The following is a 20,750-nucleotide window of genomic DNA, read 5'->3' on the forward strand; positions in this document are numbered from 1 at the left end:
GGCCCCGAGTGGAATCCACTCGGGGCCGGCGTCGTGCTGGTGCGAGACGGTCAGGCCGTCAGGCGCTCCTCGGTCGAGGCCGAGAACAGGTGCAGCTTGTCGGTCTGCGCCTCCAGGTGGATCAGCGAGCCCTTCTCGACGTTCATCCGCGCGCCGATCTTGGCCACGATCTGCTGGTGGTTGCCGTCGTGCTCGGCGGTGCCGTAGAGGAACGCGTCAGCGCCGAGCTCCTCGATCACGGCGACCTTCACCGGCAGGCCGTTGTCGGAGACCTTGAAGGCCTCCGGGCGGACGCCGATCGAGACCGTCTTGTCGCTGCCGGCCTTGGCCAGGATGTCGCGGGAGACCGGGATGGTGTAGTCGCCGAGCTTGGCGCCACCCTCGACCAGGTCCGCGGTCAGCAGGTTCATCGCGGGCGAGCCGATGAAGCCGGCCACGAACAGGTTCTTCGGGTTGTCGTACAGGTTCAGCGGGGTGTCGACCTGCTGGAGCAGACCGTCCTTGAGGACCGCCACGCGGTCGCCCATCGTCATGGCCTCGACCTGGTCGTGGGTGACGTAGACGGTCGTGACACCGAGACGCTGCTGGAGCTCGGCGATCTGCGTACGGGTCTGCACCCGCAGCTTGGCGTCGAGGTTCGAGAGCGGCTCGTCCATCAGGAAGACCTGCGGGTTCCGCACGATGGCGCGGCCCATGGCAACCCGCTGACGCTGTCCACCGGACAGGGCCTTCGGCTTGCGGTCCAGGTACTCCTCGAGGCCGAGCAGCTTGGCGGCCTCCATGACACGCTTGGCACGGTCCTCCTTGGAGACACCCTGCATCTTCAGCGCGAAGCCCATGTTGTCGGCGACCGACATGTGCGGGTAGAGCGCGTAGTTCTGGAACACCATCGCGATGTCGCGCTCTTTCGGCGGACGGTGCGTGACGTCGCGGTCGCCGATGTAGATGGAGCCCTCGTTGACCTCTTCGAGGCCGGCGAGCATCCGCAGCGAGGTGGACTTACCACAACCGGACGGGCCGACGAGGACCATGAACTCGCCGTCCTCGATCTCGAGGTTGAGCTTGTCGACAGCGGGCTTGTCAGAACCGGGGTAGACCCGGGTCGCCGCCTTGAAAGACACAGTAGCCATGACTGTTCGATCCCTTCACCGGCAGGAACGTGCCGGACGATCCGTAGTAAAGGCCCCCGGGCGGGGGTGCGCCCATCCTCACCTGCCCGGCTGCTCCTGACAAGGTTTACGCCGGAAGAGGTGTGCATAGTGTTCACCTTCTGGACAGGTCTGCGCAGTCGGAGTCTGCAAGATCTTGCAGGTTCTTGCTGCAAGGAGCAGCCCGGCTGGGTAGGGTGACCGGTCGTGAGCAGCAGAGCGAGGCTGGCGGACATCGCGGTCAAGGCGGGGGTCAGCGAGGCGACGGTGTCCCGGGTCCTGAACGGCAAACCCGGAGTGGCCGAGGAGACCAGACAGTCGGTCCTGACCGCGCTGGACGTCCTGGGCTTCGAACGCCCGACCCGTCTCCGCCGCCGCTCGGCCGGCCTGATCGGCCTGGTGATGCCGGAACTGATCAACCCGATCTTCCCGGCCTTCGCCCAGGTGATCGAGTCGGCGCTGTCGCAGCGCGGCTTCACGCCGGTGCTGTGCACCCAGTCGCCGTCCGGTGCGAGCGAGGACGAGTACGTCGAGATGCTGCTCGAACGCGGGGTCTCCGGGATCATGTTCGTCTCCGGCCTGCACGCGGACACAGGCGCCGATCACGCTCGGTATCAGGCCTTGGTCGACCGCAACCTTCCGGTCGTCTTCGTCAACGGCTGGCTGCCCGGGGTCGGTGCGCCCTTCATCTCCTCGGACGAGTACGCCGCGACGGAGCTGGCGGTCTCCCACCTGGTCGCCCTCGGCCACCGACGTATCGGCTTCACGTCGGGCCCCGAGCGCTTCATCGTCGTACAGCGCAAACTCGCGGGCTTCCGCACCGCCCTCAAGGCCCAACTGAGCCTCTCCGACGACGAGATCAACCACCTGGTCGAACTCAGCGTCTTCGGCGTGGAAGGCGGCCAGGCCGCAGCCCAACGCCTCCTCGACATCGGCGCCACGGCCGTCATCTGCGGCTCCGACATGATGGCGCTCGGCGTCATCCGAGCCGCCCGCCAACGAGGCCTGTCAGTCCCGGGAGACCTCTCGGTAGTCGGCTACGACGACGCCCCGATGATGGAATTCACCGATCCCCCCATGACCACAGTCCGCCAACCAGTCCAGGCCATGGCGCTAGCCGCCGTCCAATCCCTCCTGGACGAGGTCCGAGGCCACACCACCCCACGCACGGAGTTCCTCTTCCGCCCCGAACTCGTAGTCCGCAACAGCACAGGCCCAGTACGGGGATAGAGAACAAACAGAGGGCAAGAGAAGCAGAACCAAGGACAAAGAGCGGAAAGCCCAACCAAAGAACAAGAACGACAAAGAGCAAGAACAAAGACAGAGAAGAACAGTGCGCGAGGCCCGCTGTGGCTGAGGCCCTGCCGCGCTCTGAGGCAGGCGCGAGGACCGACTGCCATGTCAGATCCGGATCCGCACAGCCGAGGACGACCTGCCGCCCGGGCGGTTCCGAGACGGAGGTTCAGGGAGCGCCCGGGTGATGAGGCGGTAGCCCAGAGTCGGTGACGTGGTGCTCGGTGGCTGGGGGGAGTAGGTGCAAGACTGGCCGCGGGCCGCCGCCGGGACAGTCGGGCGAGGCGTACAAGTCGCGCGGGTCATCGCCCTCGATGCATGCGCGAACTGAGACCGCGCCGCGCACTTCTGGGAGTGGACCACGCGTACTCGGCCAGTGATCAATTAGCGACGCGATCGGTGATCCACCCTCAGTTTCGGGTTCTAGCTCTCGTTCAAATAGCTGAACTCCTTGACAAGTCCTGACACGCTATCGAAACACGCCTTCAGTGCTGCACCCCGTGGCGTATCTTCTTTGCCCATCCACAGCATCGCCAGTTCCATGCACCAATTGCCGAGTGGCTCAACATACTTCTGATACATGTAATCGTTGGGAAGGTCTGCGAGCGTGATATAGGTGCTGAGTACCGCGCGCGCCTTTTCGACGATCTCATCTCCCGCAGCGACTGGTGAGGCGACACTGCCCTCTATCACCCCTGCCTGTAGTTCGCCGATACGATCGGCTGCCGCCTGTAGTTCTTCGTTCGTCTTATACATCGATTCCGCCCCCTGGAAGTTGTCAGTATGCCTAAGCTTCAGGCGTGCTACGGCATAGATTCTCCGACAGTTGTTGGTAGCTCGCCTCCGTTACGTCACCACATCGTCGCCATGTCGGAGTACGTCGCATGCGGCCCGCCACAATCATCTGCCGATTGCGGCCGCCGCCTCCTCGGCGACCCGAACGCTTTTGGAAAGCGAAAGCGTATTTTTGATGCCGTGAAACGCTCTCGAAGCGCCGCCGTCGCCGAGTGCGATGAGTGTGACCTCTCGGTGCTGCTCACGATCGAAGACAAAAACCTGGACTGCCCAGGCTCCGGTGATTGTGCGCTTGTCTGCGACCAGTTCGACGTCTGCCGGGGCTTCGGTGTCCAGCAAACCATTCGTGCTCGACTCGATTGGTCCGAGGTTTGCGCCGCGGAAGACGTCTGCCAGCACCCGCTTGATCTGAGGCACCGTGGTTGACGTATTGAACGAGATCTCGTGCTGTTTCATCTTCTTGGCCTCTTATTGAGAGAATCGTGACGCGTGGTGTCAGTCACTGGCAGCATGCTTGCCGGTAGGACCTGGTCAACTCGTCCGCTGGAGGAGAGCCTCTCGGCGTCGAGTGGCGGCTCCGGGCTCACCGGGGAGATCGACCCAAGGTTCACCGGTTTGCTCGACCGATTGACGAGATTCGGCTCTTGACCTTTTCAACAGCGCGTTCGAGTTCTCGGATCTCGCTCGTCAAGCTGTATGAGTCGTTCGTGAAGCGCTTGTCGTTGCGAAAATCCTGCCCGAGGCGGGCAATGTCGTTCGTGATGGTGGTCGTGTCGCGCTTCATGTTGTCGAGGCGACGTCCACACTCGCTCAACGTCTGGCTGAGCCGTCGTTCATCGAGTGCCAAGGCTTGCTCCCCTGTAATTTCGGCAGGCAAAGACGCGATGTCTGCTGTGCCTTCGAATTCGCCGGATCGTGCTCGTGCCCCCCACGGCACCGGCATGTACAGGGTGTATCGGGGTTGGAGTCGATGTGTTACAGGATGCGTTGAGGTCGTCTATCCGTTGTGGATCGTCGGAGATGCAGCAGATACTGCGCGGATCGCACACTATGCTTCTCTGTCGCCACGCCGAGCCGTGCCCTCGTCCAGACATATCGAGGCTGTGTGACAAGCACGCGGGGATGCCGGACTAGCCTCTTGGTGAGGCAGATACTTGACTGAAGGTGGGCCGATTTCGGACGAGAGAACGTCCGTCCTGGGGTGCATCTCGAGAGGTTGATTAGTTTAGGAAAGTGACCGATCCGTCTCGAGCGCCGATCGGCTAGCGCGTATCGACGCGAGATGACCCTCCGCGCTAGGCCGGGCTGCATGTAGCCGAGTTCCTATGTTCGGTGGCGGCGAGCAAGTGCGGACGCGCCGTGGGGCGGGCGGCGCGTCCGCAACAGTTGGTCTCAGTGCGCGGCAGATGCCTGGCCAGCGCAGACCTTGCGCACTGTTGTTGCTCTTTCCTGCTTCCCTGTCCGGGGAGTACTCCGGCTCGGAACCGTCCCCTGCCGGGCGGTTCCGAGCCGGAGGTTCGGGGTCAGCGCTTGGCGAGGCCGTTGGCCCAGAGGGCGTTGACCTGGGAGCGCTCGGTGGCGTCGGGGTTGGGGTTGGTGCAGGACGGGCCGGGGCCGCCGCCGGACATCAGTTCGCTGCAGGGGCCGGAGTAGTGGTCGGGGAGGCCGAGCACGTGGCCGGTTTCGTGGGCGGTGATGCGCAGCGGGTCGTACTGCTGGGCCTGGGCGTAGTCCAGGAAGATGTAGCCGCTGCCGTGGCCGTCGGTCGAGGCGTACGAACCGCGCGGGTCGTTGCCCTCGGTGTAGTAGAAGTCGTAGTTGCTGCCCTCGACGAGGGTGACGTTGCTGACCGACGAGTTCCAGATCGACGCGCTGGACGAGATCAGGGACGCGAAGGTCGGGGCGTCCACGGCGTACGTGACGGTGACGGCGGCGAGCTTGTTGCCGGCCTTGGCCTGCTTGGCCCGGGCCGACTTCATCACGGCCTCGTAGAACGCCTTGGTGGCGGCGGCGTCCTGCGGCGAACCGGTGTACGCGGCGATCGAGGACGGCGAGCTGGTGGCCGGCGCGGGTGCCGATTGCGCGGGGGCGGCGGCGAAGGCGGGGACTGCCAGGGCCGCGGCGGCCAGACCGGCCAGCGAACTCAGGATACGGCGATGCGACATGGGAGGGCCTCACTCCGGATCTGTGGCGGAAAGCGACCAGCGGATCACTGATCGCTACAGACCGGGATGTTGCCAAGCCGGGACGCAATCCACACCAGATCGGGAAGAAGTCGGGGGTTAACCCTCGTTGGCTGTCACAGGTTCTATGACTGTCATAACTGCGCGCCTATGCCAGGAACGGATTCCGAACGGACGAGGTGCTACTCGCCCGGAATGCCGACATTGAGGATGCGTGCCCCAGGCCCGCGTTCTGCCAGGCGGTCGGACTTGTTGTACAGGTTGCAGCGCTGCAGGCTGAGGCAGCCGCAGCCGATGCAGCCGTCGAGGTCGTCGCGCAGGCGTTCCAGTTCGTCGATCCGCTCGTCGAGACGGCTGCGCCAGGATTTGGACAGCCGGCTCCAGTCCGCGCGGGTCGGCGTGCGGTCGTCGGGCAGCGAGTCCAGCGCCTGCTTGATCTCGGACAGCGCCAGGCCGACCCGCTGCGCCGCCTGGACGAACGCGACCCGCCGTAGCGTGCTGCGCTGGTACTGGCGCTGGTTGCCCGACGTTCGTCGCGAACTGATCAGGCCCTGGTCCTCGTAGAACCGCAGCGCCGACGCGGCGACCCCCGAGCGGCCCGCGATCTCCCCGATCGAGAGCCAGTGGTCCTTGCTGGGCACGTTCTCCTGCGACATGTCTTCACCCTAGGAGACCCGCGCAAGACCTGAAGCTCCCTTGAGACTTTTCCCTCCGTACGACGTACGCCGGGCGCCCGTCGACAGGGCGGAGACAGGGGGTGGTTGCTATCCGTGGTCAGGCTGGTCCCGGAGTCGGGGTATACTTTTTGGCGTCGGTGCGCGCGTCGCGTCACCAGAGCATTTCCCAGGCGCTCCGACCCGTCGGTTTCAGCAACCCGCTGAAGATGATCCGGCGACATGGGTGCAACGCGATGAGCACCCGCAGGTCGATGCCTAGTCTCCTGCCAGCACCAAATTCCGGCCACGCTTCGTGGCCGGCGCTTGTGTGTGGGCGGTCCGGCATCGGGCCGTGACGTTGAGAGAGAGTTTGCGTGTCCCAGCACCACCAGGACCAGTTTGTCCCGAACGACGGCGCTGACGCCGGTGATCGGGTGAAGAAGCCGCGCCACAAGAAGTTCCAGACCCAGTCGTACGGCGAGCGGATGGCCGCGGGCGAGGTCGCCCAGAACACCGCGTCCCGCGAAGCTCGTGGCGAGGTTCGCGACGACACCAAGCTCGAGCGCCGTGGCGGCCCGAGCCAGTACTCCGACCGTGGTTCGCGCGACGGCGGCAACGACCGTAAGTTCGGCGAGCGCGGCACCCGCGGCGGCGGCAGCAGCAACTACCGCGACAACCGGACCAACGGCACCGACAACCGCACCGGCGGCAGCAACTACCGCGGCGGTTCGGACAACCGGACGAGCGGCAGCAGCAACTACCGCGGCACGGACAGCCGGACCAGCGGGAGCAGCAACTACCGCGGGACCGACAGCCGGACCAGCGGCAGCAGCAACTACCGCTCGAACGACAACCGGACCGGCGACCGCCCCGTGAAGGGGTACCGCGCGGAGCAGTCGCGGACCGACCGCCCGGAGCGCACCGACCGGCCGCAGTTCGACCGCAACGACCGCGGCGGTGACCGTCCGTCGTACCAGCAGCGGACCGATCGCCCGCAGTTCGACCGGAACGACCGCAACGACCGTGGCGGCGACCGCCCGCAGTACCAGCGGAGCGAGCGTTCGGACGCCCCGCGTCGGGACGACCGTGGCGAGCGTCCGTCGTACCAGCAGCGCACCGAGCGCCCGCAGTACGACCGGACCGAGCGTCCGTCGTACCAGCGGACCGAGCGCCCGGCGTACGAGAGGACCGAGCGGACCGAGCGCGTCGAGCGTCCGGTCGAGCAGCCGGTCGACCTCGGCACGGTTGCGGAGGGCAATGAGTTCGCCGCCCTCGGCCTCGCGCCGCGTCTGGTGCAGCGTCTCGCCCGCGAGGGCATCGACAAGCCGTTCCCGATCCAGGCCGCGACCATTCCGGACGCGCTGGCCGGCAAGGACGTGCTCGGTCGCGGTCAGACCGGCTCCGGCAAGACCCTCGGCTTCGGGCTCCCGACGCTGATGCGTCTGGCCAGCGGCCACACCGAGTCGCGCCGTCCGCGCGGCATGATCCTGGTGCCGACCCGTGAGCTCGCGATGCAGGTGCACGATGCGCTCGAGCCGCTCGCCCACGTGATGGGTGTCTCGGTCAAGCTGATCGCCGGTGGCCTGCCCTACCCGAAGCAGATCGACGCGCTGCGTCGTGGTGTCGACCTGCTGATCGCCACCCCTGGCCGGCTGATCGACCTGTGCGAGCAGGGCGCTGCCGACCTCGGCGCAGTGGAGATCGCGGTCCTCGACGAGGCCGACCACATGTGCGACATGGGCTTCATGCCGGCGGTCACCACGCTGCTCGACATGACCCCGAAGGAAGGCCAGCGCCTGCTGTTCTCGGCGACGCTGGACAACGACGTCGACACGATCGTGAAGACCTACCTGAAGGACCCGGTCACGCACTCGACCGAGTCCGGCCAGGCCACGGTCTCCACGATGGAGCACCACCTGCTCGTCATCGAGCCGGGCCACAAGCAGTCGCTGACGGCCGAGCTGGCCAGCCGCGACGGCCGCACCATCGTCTTCGTCCGCACCAAGCTGGGCGCCGACCGCGTCGCCACCCAGCTGCGCGACCGTGGCGTGATGGCCGCGGCGCTGCACGGTGGCCTGACCCAGGGCGCGCGCAACCGCACCCTGGAGCAGTTCAAGGACGGTTCCGTACCGGTGCTGGTGGCAACGGATGTCGCTGCCCGCGGCATCCACGTCGACGACGTCGGCCTGGTCGTCCAGGCTGACCCGCCGGCCGAGCACAAGGACTACCTGCACCGCGCGGGCCGTACGGCGCGTGCCGGTGGCAAGGGTGCCGTCGTCACCCTGCTCCTGCCGCACCAGCGTCGGGGCATGATCCGGATGGCCGAGTCGGCCGGTGTCGCCACCGAGCCTGTGCGCGCGCGTCCGGGCGACGAGCTGGTGACCGAACTGACCGGCGGCACGCGTCCGTCGGGCTACCCGGTCAAGCTGCCCGAGCCGAAGCCGAAGCGTTTCGGCAACAAGGGCGGCGGCGGCAAGCGGTACGGCAGCAACCGTCCGAGCGGCCGGAGCTTCGAGGGCCGTGGCGGCGACCGCGGTCGTCGTCCGGAGCGCAGCGGCGGCAAGTCGTTCCAGCGCTGACCTGACGTAGAGGCCCGGTTTTCCCTGCACCCACAGGGGAAACCGGGCCTTCACTTGTCCAGCAGAGCCCAGAGTCGCGCGACCACGGTCGCGATCTCGGCCTCGTCGAGCGACACCAGTTCGAGCATCAGTTCGCCCGCGTCCTGCCGATCGGTCATCACGTAGATCGGCGGCGACCCGGCTTCCAGCTCGCGCGCCAGCCCTGGCGCATCGGCGACCTTGAGCAGCGCGCGCGACAGCGGAAGCGACGTCGGATCGGGCACGACCTCCGCGACCACTCCCGGAATCTCACCGGCCGCCGCGACGAAATCGGTCACCTTCGTCGCCTGATCAGCCGTCCACTTGGCCCGGTCCATCGCCTGCCACTCCTCCAGAGCAGCCAGTACGCCGACCACGGCCTCCTTTGAGGGCTTCATCCCGCGGCCGATCCCGTTGCCCTGGGCCCGCACGGCCTGGACCAACCGGCGCGACCCGGCAACCAGTCCGGCGGTCGGTGAACCCAGGTACTTCTGGCCGCTGATCAGCACCAGGTCCGCCCCGGTCGCCAGCAGGTCTGCCGTACGGGGGAACTGCCCGGCGCCGTCGATGATCGCCGGTACGCCGCGGCGATGCGCGGCGCGGACCGCGGCGGTCAGGTCCAGCGGCTCGCCGGACGTCAGCCGGGACGAGACGAGCATCAGGCAGGTGACGTCCGGGCCGTCGAGCTCCTCGTCCAGATCGTCAAGCCCACAACGGTTCTCGTCGCCCGCGAGCGTCACGTGGGCACCGGCCAGCCGGATCGCCTGCAGGTTGGACTGGCCGTAGTCGATCACGTGGTTGGCCGGCAGGACGACGCGGTTGTGCATGTCCTGGGCGTCCGGCAGTGCGGCGATCCGGCGCGGGTCGGCGCCGGCCATGCAGGCGGCGACGGCGAGCGTGATCGCCGCCGAGGTGCAGTGCACGACGGTCCCGGCCTGGGCGCCGGTCGCGTGCGCGATCGCGTCGCTGGCCCGGTCGCCGAGCTCGTCCATCACGAAGAACTCGGGGAGCGCCTCCGCGACCGCGCCGGCGACCGCGGCCGAGCTCCTGGACACCCCCAGCGGCGTGAACGTCCCGCGCGCGTTGACGACCTCGGTCAGCCGGTGCCGCTCATGGATGCTCATGATTTGATCACATTAGTGGTCACGCACCGTCAAAGGCGAGACCCAATCGGTACTCGGCGTTGCCGGGAGCGTGAAGTACCTGAGACGAAAGTGAAAAGCTGGGTCTTCGCTTGGCGGTGCTCGGGGCGGGGCTCCGTGGGGGCCGTGGTCGGCTGTTTCGACGCCCGCCGAGGTATGGTTGCTGGGAGCAACGAGCGTCAGGAGGCCAACTGCAGCAGGTGATCCACGAACGTCTCCAGCACCTGGACGGCGGCGTCGGTGTCGCGGTCGACGAGCCAGCCGAGGGTGATGCCGTCGGTGATCGCCAGCGTCATCCGGGCCAGCTGGCCGGGTGGGACCGACCACGACACGCCGCAGGCTTCCGAGATCTCGCCGAGGATCTGCTCGATGCCGGCGAGCTGGGACTCGCGCTGTTCGCGGGCGAGCGGCTCGGTGTCGGCGTTGCGCAACGCCCAGCTGGTCAGCTCGTAGGTCAGGAGCTGAGCCTCGGGGGTCTCCTCGACCAGCTTCCAGAATCCGACGAAGGCGTTGCGGACGCTGGACGGCAGGTCGGCGCCGGGGACGATCGCCGTACGGGCTGCCTGGACCTGGGCGTCGGCGATCACGCGGATCACCTCGTGCAGCAGCTCCTCCTTGGAGCGGAAGCAGTAGTGCACGACGCCGACCGAGATCCCGAGCTCCTGGGCGATCCGCCGGGTGGTGGTCGCGGCGAGCCCTTCGCGGGTGGCGACCTGGATCGCCGCCTGGACCAGCTCGGTACGGCGAACGTCGGCGGGCACGCGCGGCATCGGACTCCTCTCGACCGGAGCTCTCACACTAGACGGATCAGGTCAAGCGTCCAAGACTCTTGACCTGATGCTACTAGTGAGTCATCGTCAGTTTTCAGACATTTCCCCTGCCGTCATCGCTCGCCCCGAGTCTTTGAGGGAGGACCCGTGCCGTCCCGCCCAGCACACCGCTTCACCCTGCGCGCCGCCATCGCCGTACTCAGTGTTTCCGCTCTCACCATCGCCGGACTACCACCCCAGGCCCAGGCTGAAGCTCAAGCGGCTCCGCCCACCGACTACTGCGTCGGGCAGTGCTCCGACATCGTGCCGCCCGGACAGAACGGGAACGCGACGTTCACGGATCTGCTGCTGTTCAAGGGGTTCGGCGTTCGTCCACCTCACTTCAGCGACACCGTGAAGCCGTACGAGAAGCTGGTGTGGAACTCCCAGGGGATGACCGACGACAAGCTCTCGCCGTACTTCGACGACGCCTCGTTCGGCGTGAAGTCCGGTGACGTCGCGAGCACCTTCAAGCCGCGCGCCGACGTGACGATCGTGCGCGACAAGTCGCGCGGGATCCCGCACATCACCGGAACCACGCGTTCCGGAACGATGTTCGGCGCCGGGTACGCCGGGGCGCAGGACCGGCTGTTCGTGATGGACGTCTTCCGCCACCTCGGCCGCGGCCAGCTCACGCCCTTCGCCGGCGGCGCCCAGGGGAACCGTCAGTTCGAGCAGGAGTTCTGGAGCACCGCGCCGTACAACGAAGCCGACCTGCAGAAGCAGTACGACGACGCCGACGAGCGCTACGGCGCCGACGGCGTGAAGATGCAGCAGGACATCCAGGCCTGGGTCGACGGCGTGAACAACTACATCGACACCATCGGCATCGCCTACCCCGGCGAGTACGTCGCGCTCGGCCTCGCCTGGCCGACGCCGCGCTGGAAGGTCACCGACGTCGTCGCCACCGCCGCGGTCGTGGCCGGCATCTTCGGCACCGGAGGCGGCGGGGAGATGGCCTCCGCCCTCGCGCTGCTCGAAGCACAGGCCAAGTACGGCGTTGCCGAGGGCACCAAGGTCTGGGAGTCGTTCCGCTCCCAGAACGACCCCGAGGCGAGCACCACGGTGCACAACGGCGCCACCTTCCCGTACGGCACGACCGGCGCCAACCCGGCCGGCCGCGCGATGCCCGACCGCGGCTCGGTCACGCCGGAGCCGCTCGTCGTCGACCAGACGGGATCGGCCACCGCCAAGAAGGCTCAGCCCAAGAGCAGCGACGCCTTCAAACCTCCGAACAAGGCCCAAGGCAAGGAATCCCTGAAGGGCATCTTCGACAGCGGCGTCTTCCCCGAAGGCTTCGGCCCGAAGGGCATGTCCAATGCCCTGATGGTCTCCGGCGCCCACACCGAGACCGGCAACCCGATCGCGGTCTACGGCCCGCAGACGTCGTACTTCGCCCCGCAGCTCCTGCTCCGCCAAGAGCTGCAGGGCCCGGGCGTCAGCTCGCGCGGCGTCGCCTTCGCCGGGCTGAACTTCTACACCCTGATCGGCCGCGGCGCCGACTACTCGTGGAGCGCCACGAGCGCAGGCCAGGACATCACCGACACGTACGCCGTACCGCTGTGTGAGCCCGACGGCAGTACGCCGACCAAGGCCTCGACCCACTACCTGTTCCGCAGCACCTGTACGCCGATCGAGAAGCTCGAGCGCCACAACGCGTGGTACTCCAGCCTCGGCTCGTCGGAACCGGCCGGCTCGTACACGCTGGTCGCGCAACGGACGAAGTACGGCATCGTCAGTCACCGCGGCACGGTCGCGGGCAAGCCGGTGCTGTTCACCAAGAACCGTTCGACGTACGGCAACGAGGCCGGCTCCGCGCTCGGGTTCATGCTGTTCAACGACCCTGACCGGATCCATAACGCGCAGGACTTCCAGACCGCCGCGACGAACATCGGCTACACCTTCAACTGGTTCTACACCGACAAGACCGACATCGCGTACTTCAACTCCGGCGACAATCCCGTCCGCCCGAGCGGCGCGGACCCGAACCTGCCGACCTGGAGCAGCTACGAGTGGCAGGGCTGGAACCCGGACACCAACCGCGCGTCGTACACCCCGCCGAACCAGCATCCGCAGGTGGTCAACCAGGACTACCTGACCAGCTGGAACAACAAGCAGGCGCCCGGCTTCTCGGCGGCCGACGGGAACTTCGGCTACAACTCCGTCTACCGCAGCCAGCCGCTCGACGACCGGATCAAGGCGGTCATCAACGGCGGCCAGAAGTTCACCCGGGGCAAGCTCGTCGAGGCGATGGAGGACGCCGCTACGGTCGACCTCCGCGCCGACCAGGTCCTGCCGTACCTGCTGCGTGTCCTGAAGAGCGCACCGGTCACCGACCCGGCCGTCGCCGACGCGATCGCCAAGTTGACCGCCTGGCAGGCCGCAGGCAGTCATCGCAAGACGCCGAGCGAAGCGTCCAAGACGTACGACCACGCGGAAGCGATCCGCATCCTCGACGCCTGGTGGCCGCTGCTCGTCCCGGCCCAGTTCCGGACCAAGCTCGGACCTGAGCTGTACGACGCGTTGGTGCACACCCAGAAGATCGACGAGCGGCCGAGCGCGCAGGGATCGGCGTTCCAGAACGGCTGGTGGGGATTCGTCCAGCGCGACCTCCGCAAGGTGCTCGGCGACCCGGTCGCGACGCCGCAGCCGGTCACGTACTGCGGCGGCGGCTCGCTGAGCGAGTGCCGGACGGTCCTGTCCGACGCGCTCAAGGCCGCGACCCAGGTGCCGGCGGCAACGACGTACCCGGCGACCGCGGACTGCGCGGCAGGGGACCAGTTCTGCGCCGACCAGATCGTGCACCAGCCGATGGGCGGCATCACGCAGGACCGGATGGCGTGGGTCAACCGGCCGACGTACCAGCAGGTGGTCGAGTTCCCGGCCCGGCGCGGGGACGACGTGAGCAATCAGGCGCTCGGCAAGACGGCGACCGCGAGCAGTCACGAGAGCGGGCTGTTCAACTCGCCGCCCGCGAAGGCGGTCGACGGCGATCTCGGATCGCGGTGGGCGAGCAACTGGTCGGACCCGCAGTGGCTCAAGGTCGACCTCGGCAGCGAGCAGCCCGTACGCCGGGTGGTGCTGCGCTGGGAGTCGGCGTACGCGAAGGCGTACCGGGTCGAGGTGTCGCGGGACAACGTGAACTGGACCCAGGTCTTTGCCACCAGCAACGGTGACGGCGGGGTCGACGTGGTCCGGTTCCCGGCGGCCTCCGCGCGGTACGTGCGGGTGACGGGGACGCAGCGGGCGACGTCGTACGGGTACTCGTTGTACGAGGCGCAGGTCTACCGGCAATGAGTCGACCGTGCCTGGGAGGATGAGGGCATGAACCAGAACTTCCCTCCCCAGAACCCGAACCAGCCGCCGTACCCGCCGCAGCAGGGCTACCCGCAGGGACCCCCTCCGGGGTACCAGCCCCCGCCGCCCGGGTACCAGCAGGGTCCGCCTCCGGGGTACCAGCAGGGCCCGCCGCCTGGCTACGGCCAGGCGCCGGGCCAGTACCAGCCGACGCAAGCGTCGAACGTGCCGCACGTCGCGCCGGCCGGTTCGCCGTACCCGGTGCTGGTGTCGACGATGAACGACCTGCCCGGCTACACCGCGGAGAAGGTGTTCGGCGAGGTCTTCGGCCTGACCGTGCGCAGCCGCGACTTCGGCTCGAACTTCACCGCCAGCTTCCGCTCGCTCGGTGGCGGTGAGGTGCCCGAGTACACCCAGATGCTGGCCGAGTCGCGGCACGTCGCGGTGATGCGGATGTGCCAGATGGCGCAGCAGATGGGCGCCAACGCGATCCTCGCGATGCGGTTCGACTGCAACGAGATCGCGCAGACCATGAGCGAGGTGGCCGCGTACGGCACGGCGGTGATCGTCCGCAAGGCCGAGCCGCCGCGGCCGCAGGACACCTCGCCCCAGCCCGACGACGAGGATGATGCGAATGACAGCTGAGCTGCCGGACTTCGGCCCGGACTTCCGGTGGGGTGTCTCCACCTCGGCGTACCAGATCGAGGGAGCCGCGACCGAGGGTGGTCGCGGCCCGTCGGCCTGGGACAGGTTCTGCGCGGAGCCGGGCCGCGTGCTGGGCGGTGAGACCGGTGCTGTTGCCTGCGACCACTACCACCGGTACGGCGAGGACGTCGCACTGATGCGGGAGCTGGGCGTCGACACGTACCGGTTCTCGTTCTCCTGGTCGCGGATCCAGCCGGAGGGCCGGGGCGCGGTGAATGCCGAGGGCATCGGGTTCTACGACCGCCTGGTCGACGAACTGCTTGCCGCGGGCATCCAGCCGGCGCCGACGCTGTTCCACTGGGACACGCCGCAGCCGCTCGAGGACCTGGGCGGATGGACGCAGCGGGACATCACCGAGCGGTTCGCGGACTACGCCGCCTTGTTGGCCGCGCGGTTCGCGGATCGGGTGCCGCTGTGGATGACGATCAACGAGCCCGTCGTACTGACGATGATGGGGTACGCCGTGGGCGCGCACGCGCCGGGGCTGCAGCTCGGGTTCGAGGCGTTGCCGGTCGCGCATCATCAGCTGCTGGCGCACGGGCGCGCTGTACAGGCTTTGCGGGCAGGTGGGGCGGCCGCGATCGGTCTCGCGAGCAATCATGCGCCGGTGTGGGCGGCGAGTGAGGCCCCGGAGGATGTTGAGGCGGCCGGGCTCTATGACACGTTGATCAACTGGCTCTTCGCCGATCCGATCCTGCTGGGGCGTTATCCCGAAGGGTTCGCGGAGGCGATGCCCGGGCCGGTGGCTGAGGACCTGAAGGTCATCTCGACTCCGCTCGACTTCTTCGGGCTCAACCACTACGCGCCGACGCTCGTGGGTGCGCCGACCGGTGCTGCGGATGTTGGTGCGACCGATGGCATCCCGTTGCCGCCCGGTCTGCCGTTCGAGCCGCGCAAGCTCACCGGCTACCCCGAGACCGACTTCGGCTGGCCCGTCGTCCCCGAGGCGTTCGGTGAGATCCTGCAGATCTTCCGCAAGCGCTACGGCGACCGCCTGCCGCCGATCTACATCACGGAGAACGGCTGCTCGTACGACGGTGTCGACGACCAGGACCGGATCGCCTACCTCGACGGCTACGTCCGCGCCCTGAAGACCGCGATCGACGACGGCCTCGACGTCCGCGGCTACTTCCAGTGGTCCCTGCTCGACAACTTCGAGTGGGCCGCCGGGTACTCGCAACGCTTCGGCCTGATCCACGTCGACTTCGAGACGCTGGAACGCACCCCGAAGGCGTCGTACGCCTGGTACCGCGACCTGATCGCCAAGAGCCGAGGATGAGTACGGCCCTGGCCGAACCTGTTGTACCGGTTCGGCGTGGGTGGACCACCGCCGTTGTCCTCGCCAACGTCGGTGTCTTCGCTGCTTGGCTCGGACCCATTCAAGTGCTCCTGGCGAAGCAGTCCGAAGCTGTTGCGCCTGGCAACAAAGAGTTCGTGCTCGGGTTGGTTACCGGAGTCGGCGCTGCGGTCTCGGTGGTGGCCAACCCCGTCTTCGGTGCGATCTCCGACCGGACCTCCTCGCGTTTTGGCCGCCGTACGCCGTGGGTGTTTGCCGGGGGCATCGGGGGAGCGGTCGGGCTGCTGGTGCTCAGCGGATCGAGCGCAGTGCTGTGGATGCTCGTCGGCTGGTGCCTGGTGCAACTGTTCGGCAACGCGTTGCTCGCGGCCATCACCGCCGCCGTACCGGATCTCGTGCCGAAGAAGCAGCGCGGTGTCGTCGGCGGCTGGGTCGCGCTCGCCCAGACGCTCGGCGCGCTCGTCGGGGTCGGACTCGCCACCGTCGTCGGAGGGGTCGGCGGTGGCTACCTCGCGTGCGCGGCGTTCCTGCTGATCTCGGTCGTGCCGTACCTGCTCCGCAGCGGCGACCGCCCGATGGTCGAGCGCACGCCGCTGGTCTGGCCCGAGTTCTGGAAGGGGTTCTGGATCAGCCCGCGCCGCTTCCCCGACTTCGGCTGGGCCTGGCTGACGCGCTTCCTGCTCAACCTGGGCAACGGGCTCGGCACGCTCTACCTGTTCTTCTACCTGCAGGACGCCGTGGAGTACGACGACCCGGACGTCGGCGTCCTCGTCCTGACCGCGATCTACAGCCTCTGCGTGATCCTCACCGCGGTCAGCTCCGGCGCCTGGTCGGACCGCGTCGGGCGCCGCAAGATCTTCGTCACCGGCTCCGGCGTCGTGATGGCGGTGGCGGCCGCCGTACTGGCTGTTTGGCCGACCTGGACGGGCGCGATCGTCGGCGCGATCATCCTCGGGACCGGGTTCGGCGTGTACCTGTCGGTCGACTTCGCGCTGCTCACCGAGGTCCTGCCGAGCGCCCGCGACCGCGCCAAGGACCTCGGCGTGATCAACATCGCCAACTCACTGCCGCAGGTCCTCGCACCGGCGCTCGCCGCTCCGATCGTCAAGTACGCCGGCGGCTACCCGATCCTCTACGGCCTCGCCGCCGCGGTCACGCTGCTCGGCGCCGTACTGGTTCGCCAGATCAAGACCGTCGCTTAGTCTGGCGCCCATGCCGCTCTACTCCTTCGAAGGCAAGTCCCCGCAGGTGCACCCCGACGCCTGGATCGCCCCGACCGCGACGCTGGTCGGCGACGTGGTCGTCGAGGCGGGTGTCTCGGTCTGGTACGGCGTGGTGATCCGCGCGGACCTCGGCCGGATCGTCATCCGCGAGGGCGCGAACATCCAGGACAACTCGGTGCTGCACGTCGGCGGCGGCAACGTCTGCGAGGTCGGCCGCAACGTGACGATCGGTCACCAGTGCCTGGTCCACGACTGCACGATCGGCGAGTCCGCCCTGATCGGCAACGGCGCGATCGTCCTCGACGGCGCTGTCGTCGGCCCCCGCACCCTGATCGCCGCCGGCGCCACCGTCACCCCCGGCAGCCAGATCCCCGGCGAGTCGGTAGCCCTCGGCAGCCCCGCCAAGAAGATCATCCCCCTCGAAGGCACCGCGCGGTTGTTCGTGGACCACAACGCCGCCGTCTACCACGACCTGGCCCGCCGCCACGCGGAGTCGGTGGAGCTGGTGGAGGAGTAGCAGTCCTCCACTGGGGTACCGGGGCGGCTGATCGTCGTACCGGAGGAGGAGTGGGCTGATGAGCAAGAAGGTCGCGTTTTTGGTGGCGTCCGAGGGGATCGAGCGGGTTGAGCTGACCGAGCCGTGGGATGCGGTGAAGGCGGCTGGGCACGAGCCTGTGCTGCTGAGCCCGAAGACCGGTGAGGTGCAGACGTTCGACCACCTGACGGCTGCTGAGAAGCGGCCGGTTGATCAGGCGGTGGGTGACGTCGCGGTCGACGACTTCGACGCGTTGGTACTGCCGGGTGGCGTCGCCAACCCGGACGCATTGCGGACCGACGCGACCGCGGTCGCGTTCGTCAAGGACTTCATGACCTCCGGCAAGCCGGTCGCCGCGATCTGTCACGCGCCGTGGACCCTCGTCGAGGCCGACGCCGTCCGCGGCCGGCGACTCACCTCCTGGCCGAGCGTGCAGACCGACCTGCGCAACGCCGGCGCGGATTGGGTCGACGAAGAGGTTGTTGTCGACGGCAACCTGATCACCAGTCGCAACCCGGACGACCTCCCGGCATTCAACAAGACGTTGCTAGAGGCACTCAAATAGTCTGCTGGTAGGCCTCGCTGATCAGCGCGACGGCGTTCTGCGTCGACGGATGCGGATCCTGCCGAGGCCAGATCACCCGGACCGGCACGGGCGGCGCGTCCTGCAGCGGAAGGAACACCACCCCCGCCCGCCCGTACTGCGTCGCCGTGCTCTCCGGCGTGATCCCGACGTAGTCCCCGGCCGAGATCAACGCGAGCCAGTCGTCGACGTCCGCCGTGTGCTCGATCCGCGGCGCCGTACCCGCCGGCCAGAGCTCGGGGCTCGTCGTACCAGTACGCCGGTCGACCAGCACCGTCCGGCTCCGGACCTCGTCCAACGCCACCGACCGCCGCCGCGCCCACGGATCGTCAGCCGCCAGCACCAGATGCCGCCGCTCGACCCCGACCACCGTGCTCGCGTACGCCTTCTCGTCCACAGCAGTCCGTACGACGGCCAGGTCGCAAGCGCCCTCCGCCAGCCCGCCGGTCGGGGTGTTCGTCCGCACGAGCAGCAGCTCGACGTCCGGGTACAACGCAGCCCACCGCCGCTGGAACCCCGTCGTATGCCGCCCCAACGCCGACCACGGATGCCCGATCCGCAGCCGCGCATGCCCCGAGGTGGCCTCCCGCACCAGATCATCCACCTCGTCCAGCAGATGCCGAGCCCGAGTCACTAGCTGAGCCCCGGTAGCCGTCAAGGTGATGCTCCGACTGCTCCGATACAACACCCGTACGCCGAGCGCCCGCTCCAGCCCCGCCACCGTCCGCGACACCGCAGCCTGTGACACCCCGAGCACGATCGCCGCATCGGTGAACGTCCCCGCATCGACCACCGCCACCAGACACCGCAGATGCCGCAGCTCAACCTCCATACGCCCAGCGTATAGATCCACCACCAGATGCATTTTGCGCATCACGCCCCCAAGGCGCACCCTGCAAAGATGAGCAGCCCCGCCACGGCCGCACCCCAGCCAACGCCTCCTCACCGCCCCGCGCCCGCGCCGGACGGTCAGACCGGGCCGCTCGCCCCAGCCTCCACCACAACTCTTCCGGCCGCAGCGGCGTCGCCCCAGACGGCCGGGTCCGGCCGCATGCCCGCCGGGCAGCTGCGGGGGATTCTCCTCATGCTCACCAGCGGTGTCTCGAACCAGGTCGGCGCGGCAACAGCCGCCCTCGGCTTCCCCGCCCTCGGCCCCGCCGGCGTAGTCGCCATCCGCCAAGCAGTCGCCGCCGCCGTCATGCTCGCGGTCGTCCGCCCACCGCTCCGCACCTTCACCCGCCGCCAGTGGCTCCCCATCCTCGCCCTCGCAGCCATCTACGCGACGATGAACCTCACCCTCTACACCGCGGTCGATCGCATCGGCCTAGGCCTAGCCGTCACCCTCGAGTTCCTCGGCCCCCTCGCGGTCGCACTAGCCACCTCCCGGCGACGAGTAGACCTAGCCTGCGCCCTGATAGCCGGCGCCGCCGTCTTCGTCCTCATGCGCCCCCAACCGACGACGGACTACCTCGGCATCCTCTTCGGCCTCATCGCCGCCTGCTGCTGGGCCGGGTACATCCTCCTCAACCGCACCCTCGCCAACCGCCTGCCCTCAGCCCAAGGCGCGGCCGCGGCAGCAGGAGTCTCCGCCGTCGCCTACCTCCCAGTCGGGTGCTGGATCCTCATCCACCACACCCCCGCCCCCAAGTACCTCGCGTACGCCGCAGCAGCCGGCCTGCTCGCCTCAGCCGTCCCGTACCTCCTGGACATGCTGACCCTCCGCCTCGTCCCCACCTCGTTCTTCGGCCTGTTCATGAGCGTCAACCCGCTCCTGGCCGCCCTGGCCGGCTGGCTGCTCCTCAACCAACGCCTGGGAATCCTCGAGTGGGCAGCCATCACCGCGGTCATCACCGCCAACGCCACCAGCGCCCTCACCCCAACGCGTAGCTCGAAATCGTCACCCCAGCAGGCGTAGTCCTCGAAGCCGTCAACCGCATCGGCAGCGGCTCGGCCAGCTCCCCGAACATCTTCTTCCCCGACCCGATGACCAACGGGAACGTCAGCAGATGCAGCTCGTCGACCAACCCGTCAGCAAACAGCGTCCGCAGGAGATCAGCACTCCCGAAGACCACCAGATCCTCTGAGATCGCCAGGATCGACGCCACCAGATCGGGGCCCAGGACAACACTGTTCTCCCACTCAGCCGACCCAAGAGTCCGCGACGCCACGTACTTCGGCATCCGGTTCAGCGCCGCCACCGCCGGCTCGCTCTGATCCGCCGGCGCCCACGTCGCCGCGAAGGTCTCGTATGTCTTCCTTCCCAACAGCAACCCACCCGCACCAACCGTCGCCGCCTGCATGAACTCACCGACGACCTCGTCCGACCCCGCCGACACCCACCCGCCGTGCGCGAACCCTCCCGACCGGTCCTCGTCCGGCGACAACACGGACTGCACGACCCCGTCGAGCGACTGGAAGTTCACCACGCTGATCTTCGGCATCCCCCATGCTCACACACGCGAACAGCGGACCAGCCAGTACGTCGTA

Annotated in this window: 19 protein-coding genes; 9 read left to right on the forward strand and 10 right to left on the reverse strand. The window is 67.9% G+C overall.

Translation table 11 applies throughout. From position 1 onward, the window contains the following. Positions 1-50: 50 nt before the first annotated feature. Entirely contained in the window at positions 51-1,130 is a 1,080-nt protein-coding gene (locus tag ACYVIO_RS12150; RefSeq protein WP_460650800.1) for an ABC transporter ATP-binding protein, read from the reverse strand. Between the two features lie 225 nt (positions 1,131-1,355). On the opposite strand from ACYVIO_RS12150, the gene ACYVIO_RS12155 reads away from it, so the two are divergent. Continuing rightward, a complete protein-coding gene (locus ACYVIO_RS12155) occupies positions 1,356-2,378 on the forward strand; it encodes a LacI family DNA-binding transcriptional regulator (protein WP_460650801.1) in 1,023 nt (340 codons plus the stop codon). A gap of 486 nt (positions 2,379-2,864) precedes the next feature. Here ACYVIO_RS12155 and ACYVIO_RS12160 read toward each other — a convergent pair whose 3' ends face one another. The 5 genes from ACYVIO_RS12160 to soxR all read right to left on the reverse strand — a co-directional run bounded on the left by ACYVIO_RS12160 (position 2,865) and on the right by soxR (position 6,075). Continuing rightward, positions 2,865-3,197, reverse strand: a complete 333-nt coding sequence (locus ACYVIO_RS12160; RefSeq protein ID WP_460650802.1) for a hypothetical protein — start codon at positions 3,195-3,197, stop codon at positions 2,865-2,867. 144 nt (positions 3,198-3,341) lie between these two features. Continuing rightward, positions 3,342-3,692 (reverse strand): hypothetical protein, encoded by a 351-nt coding sequence (locus ACYVIO_RS12165; RefSeq protein ID WP_460650803.1) that lies wholly within the window; start codon positions 3,690-3,692, stop codon positions 3,342-3,344. Positions 3,693-3,843: 151 nt separating this feature from the next. After that, the gene (locus ACYVIO_RS12170; RefSeq protein WP_460650804.1) at positions 3,844-4,179 is read right to left on the reverse strand and encodes a hypothetical protein; all 336 of its coding nucleotides are present in this window, start codon (positions 4,177-4,179) and stop codon (positions 3,844-3,846) included. A gap of 580 nt (positions 4,180-4,759) precedes the next feature. Continuing rightward, positions 4,760-5,401 carry a snapalysin gene (snpA, locus tag ACYVIO_RS12175; protein ID WP_460650805.1) on the reverse strand — a complete coding sequence of 214 codons (642 nt, stop codon included), beginning with the start codon at positions 5,399-5,401 and terminating at the stop codon, positions 4,760-4,762. Positions 5,402-5,601: 200 nt separating this feature from the next. Next, positions 5,602-6,075, reverse strand: a complete 474-nt coding sequence (soxR, locus tag ACYVIO_RS12180) for a redox-sensitive transcriptional activator SoxR (protein WP_460650806.1) — start codon at positions 6,073-6,075, stop codon at positions 5,602-5,604. Between the two features lie 374 nt (positions 6,076-6,449). Between soxR and ACYVIO_RS12185 the strand changes: the two genes are divergently transcribed. Next, positions 6,450-8,654 carry a DEAD/DEAH box helicase gene (locus ACYVIO_RS12185; RefSeq protein WP_460650807.1) on the forward strand — a complete coding sequence of 735 codons (2,205 nt, stop codon included), beginning with the start codon at positions 6,450-6,452 and terminating at the stop codon, positions 8,652-8,654. Between the two features lie 50 nt (positions 8,655-8,704). Here the strand turns inward: ACYVIO_RS12185 and ACYVIO_RS12190 are convergent, their stop codons facing one another. Next, positions 8,705-9,796: an aminotransferase class V-fold PLP-dependent enzyme gene (locus tag ACYVIO_RS12190; protein WP_460650808.1), complete on the reverse strand. Its 1,092-nt coding sequence runs from the start codon at positions 9,794-9,796 to the stop codon at positions 8,705-8,707. A gap of 197 nt (positions 9,797-9,993) precedes the next feature. Then, positions 9,994-10,584 (reverse strand): TetR/AcrR family transcriptional regulator, encoded by a 591-nt coding sequence (locus ACYVIO_RS12195; RefSeq protein WP_460650809.1) that lies wholly within the window; start codon positions 10,582-10,584, stop codon positions 9,994-9,996. 147 nt (positions 10,585-10,731) lie between these two features. On the opposite strand from ACYVIO_RS12195, the gene ACYVIO_RS12200 reads away from it, so the two are divergent. The 6 genes from ACYVIO_RS12200 to ACYVIO_RS12225 are packed head-to-tail and all read left to right on the forward strand — an operon-like array spanning position 10,732 to position 18,245. Continuing rightward, positions 10,732-13,920: a penicillin acylase family protein gene (locus tag ACYVIO_RS12200; RefSeq protein ID WP_460650810.1), complete on the forward strand. Its 3,189-nt coding sequence runs from the start codon at positions 10,732-10,734 to the stop codon at positions 13,918-13,920. A gap of 27 nt (positions 13,921-13,947) precedes the next feature. Beyond that, positions 13,948-14,565 carry a YbjQ family protein gene (locus ACYVIO_RS12205; protein WP_460650811.1) on the forward strand — a complete coding sequence of 206 codons (618 nt, stop codon included), beginning with the start codon at positions 13,948-13,950 and terminating at the stop codon, positions 14,563-14,565. Beyond that, positions 14,555-15,904: a GH1 family beta-glucosidase gene (locus tag ACYVIO_RS12210; protein WP_460650812.1), complete on the forward strand. Its 1,350-nt coding sequence runs from the start codon at positions 14,555-14,557 to the stop codon at positions 15,902-15,904. The genes ACYVIO_RS12205 and ACYVIO_RS12210 overlap by 11 nt, the downstream gene beginning before the upstream one ends. Then, complete coding sequence (locus ACYVIO_RS12215) at positions 15,901-17,124, forward strand: MFS transporter (protein ID WP_460650813.1); 1,224 nt, start codon at positions 15,901-15,903, stop codon at positions 17,122-17,124. The genes ACYVIO_RS12210 and ACYVIO_RS12215 overlap by 4 nt, the downstream gene beginning before the upstream one ends. Positions 17,125-17,134: 10 nt before the next feature. Then, positions 17,135-17,662, forward strand: a complete 528-nt coding sequence (locus ACYVIO_RS12220; protein ID WP_460650814.1) for a gamma carbonic anhydrase family protein — start codon at positions 17,135-17,137, stop codon at positions 17,660-17,662. Positions 17,663-17,720: 58 nt separating this feature from the next. Further along, the gene (locus tag ACYVIO_RS12225; protein ID WP_460650815.1) at positions 17,721-18,245 is read left to right on the forward strand and encodes a type 1 glutamine amidotransferase domain-containing protein; all 525 of its coding nucleotides are present in this window, start codon (positions 17,721-17,723) and stop codon (positions 18,243-18,245) included. Here ACYVIO_RS12225 and ACYVIO_RS12230 read toward each other — a convergent pair. After that, positions 18,238-19,095, reverse strand: coding sequence for a LysR family transcriptional regulator (locus ACYVIO_RS12230; RefSeq protein ID WP_460650816.1), 858 nt, complete (start codon positions 19,093-19,095; stop codon positions 18,238-18,240). The two genes, ACYVIO_RS12225 and ACYVIO_RS12230, sit on opposite strands and share 8 nt — an antisense overlap. Before the next feature lie 69 nt (positions 19,096-19,164). On the opposite strand from ACYVIO_RS12230, the gene ACYVIO_RS12235 reads away from it, so the two are divergent. Next, positions 19,165-20,178, forward strand: coding sequence for an EamA family transporter (locus tag ACYVIO_RS12235; RefSeq protein ID WP_460650817.1), 1,014 nt, complete (start codon positions 19,165-19,167; stop codon positions 20,176-20,178). Here the strand turns inward: ACYVIO_RS12235 and ACYVIO_RS12240 are convergent. Further along, positions 20,135-20,704: a dihydrofolate reductase family protein gene (locus ACYVIO_RS12240; protein WP_460650818.1), complete on the reverse strand. Its 570-nt coding sequence runs from the start codon at positions 20,702-20,704 to the stop codon at positions 20,135-20,137. The two genes, ACYVIO_RS12235 and ACYVIO_RS12240, sit on opposite strands and share 44 nt — an antisense overlap. Positions 20,705-20,750 lie beyond the last annotated feature (46 nt).

This window comes from Kribbella endophytica, assembly GCF_054781295.1.

Bases quoted from the DNA above. Each gene is read 5' to 3' on its own strand.
- ACYVIO_RS12220 (WP_460650814.1), top strand. From the start codon at position 17,135: ATGCCGCTCTACTCCTTCGAAGGCAAGTCCCCGCAGGTGCACCCCGAC.
- ACYVIO_RS12205 (WP_460650811.1), top strand. From the start codon at position 13,948: ATGAACCAGAACTTCCCTCCCCAGAACCCGAACCAGCCGCCGTACCCG.
- ACYVIO_RS12225 (WP_460650815.1), top strand. From the start codon at position 17,721: ATGAGCAAGAAGGTCGCGTTTTTGGTGGCGTCCGAGGGGATCGAGCGG.
- ACYVIO_RS12210 (WP_460650812.1), top strand. From the start codon at position 14,555: ATGACAGCTGAGCTGCCGGACTTCGGCCCGGACTTCCGGTGGGGTGTC.
- ACYVIO_RS12170 (WP_460650804.1), bottom strand. From the start codon at position 4,179: ATGCCGGTGCCGTGGGGGGCACGAGCACGATCCGGCGAATTCGAAGGC.
- ACYVIO_RS12195 (WP_460650809.1), bottom strand. From the start codon at position 10,584: ATGCCGCGCGTGCCCGCCGACGTTCGCCGTACCGAGCTGGTCCAGGCG.
- ACYVIO_RS12235 (WP_460650817.1), top strand. From the start codon at position 19,165: ATGAGCAGCCCCGCCACGGCCGCACCCCAGCCAACGCCTCCTCACCGC.
- ACYVIO_RS12240 (WP_460650818.1), bottom strand. From the start codon at position 20,704: ATGCCGAAGATCAGCGTGGTGAACTTCCAGTCGCTCGACGGGGTCGTG.
- soxR (WP_460650806.1), bottom strand. From the start codon at position 6,075: ATGTCGCAGGAGAACGTGCCCAGCAAGGACCACTGGCTCTCGATCGGG.
- ACYVIO_RS12160 (WP_460650802.1), bottom strand. From the start codon at position 3,197: ATGTATAAGACGAACGAAGAACTACAGGCGGCAGCCGATCGTATCGGC.
- ACYVIO_RS12165 (WP_460650803.1), bottom strand. From the start codon at position 3,692: ATGAAACAGCACGAGATCTCGTTCAATACGTCAACCACGGTGCCTCAG.
- ACYVIO_RS12150 (WP_460650800.1), bottom strand. From the start codon at position 1,130: ATGGCTACTGTGTCTTTCAAGGCGGCGACCCGGGTCTACCCCGGTTCT.
- ACYVIO_RS12215 (WP_460650813.1), top strand. From the start codon at position 15,901: ATGAGTACGGCCCTGGCCGAACCTGTTGTACCGGTTCGGCGTGGGTGG.
- ACYVIO_RS12230 (WP_460650816.1), bottom strand. From the start codon at position 19,095: ATGGAGGTTGAGCTGCGGCATCTGCGGTGTCTGGTGGCGGTGGTCGAT.
- snpA (WP_460650805.1), bottom strand. From the start codon at position 5,401: ATGTCGCATCGCCGTATCCTGAGTTCGCTGGCCGGTCTGGCCGCCGCG.
- ACYVIO_RS12190 (WP_460650808.1), bottom strand. From the start codon at position 9,796: ATGAGCATCCATGAGCGGCACCGGCTGACCGAGGTCGTCAACGCGCGC.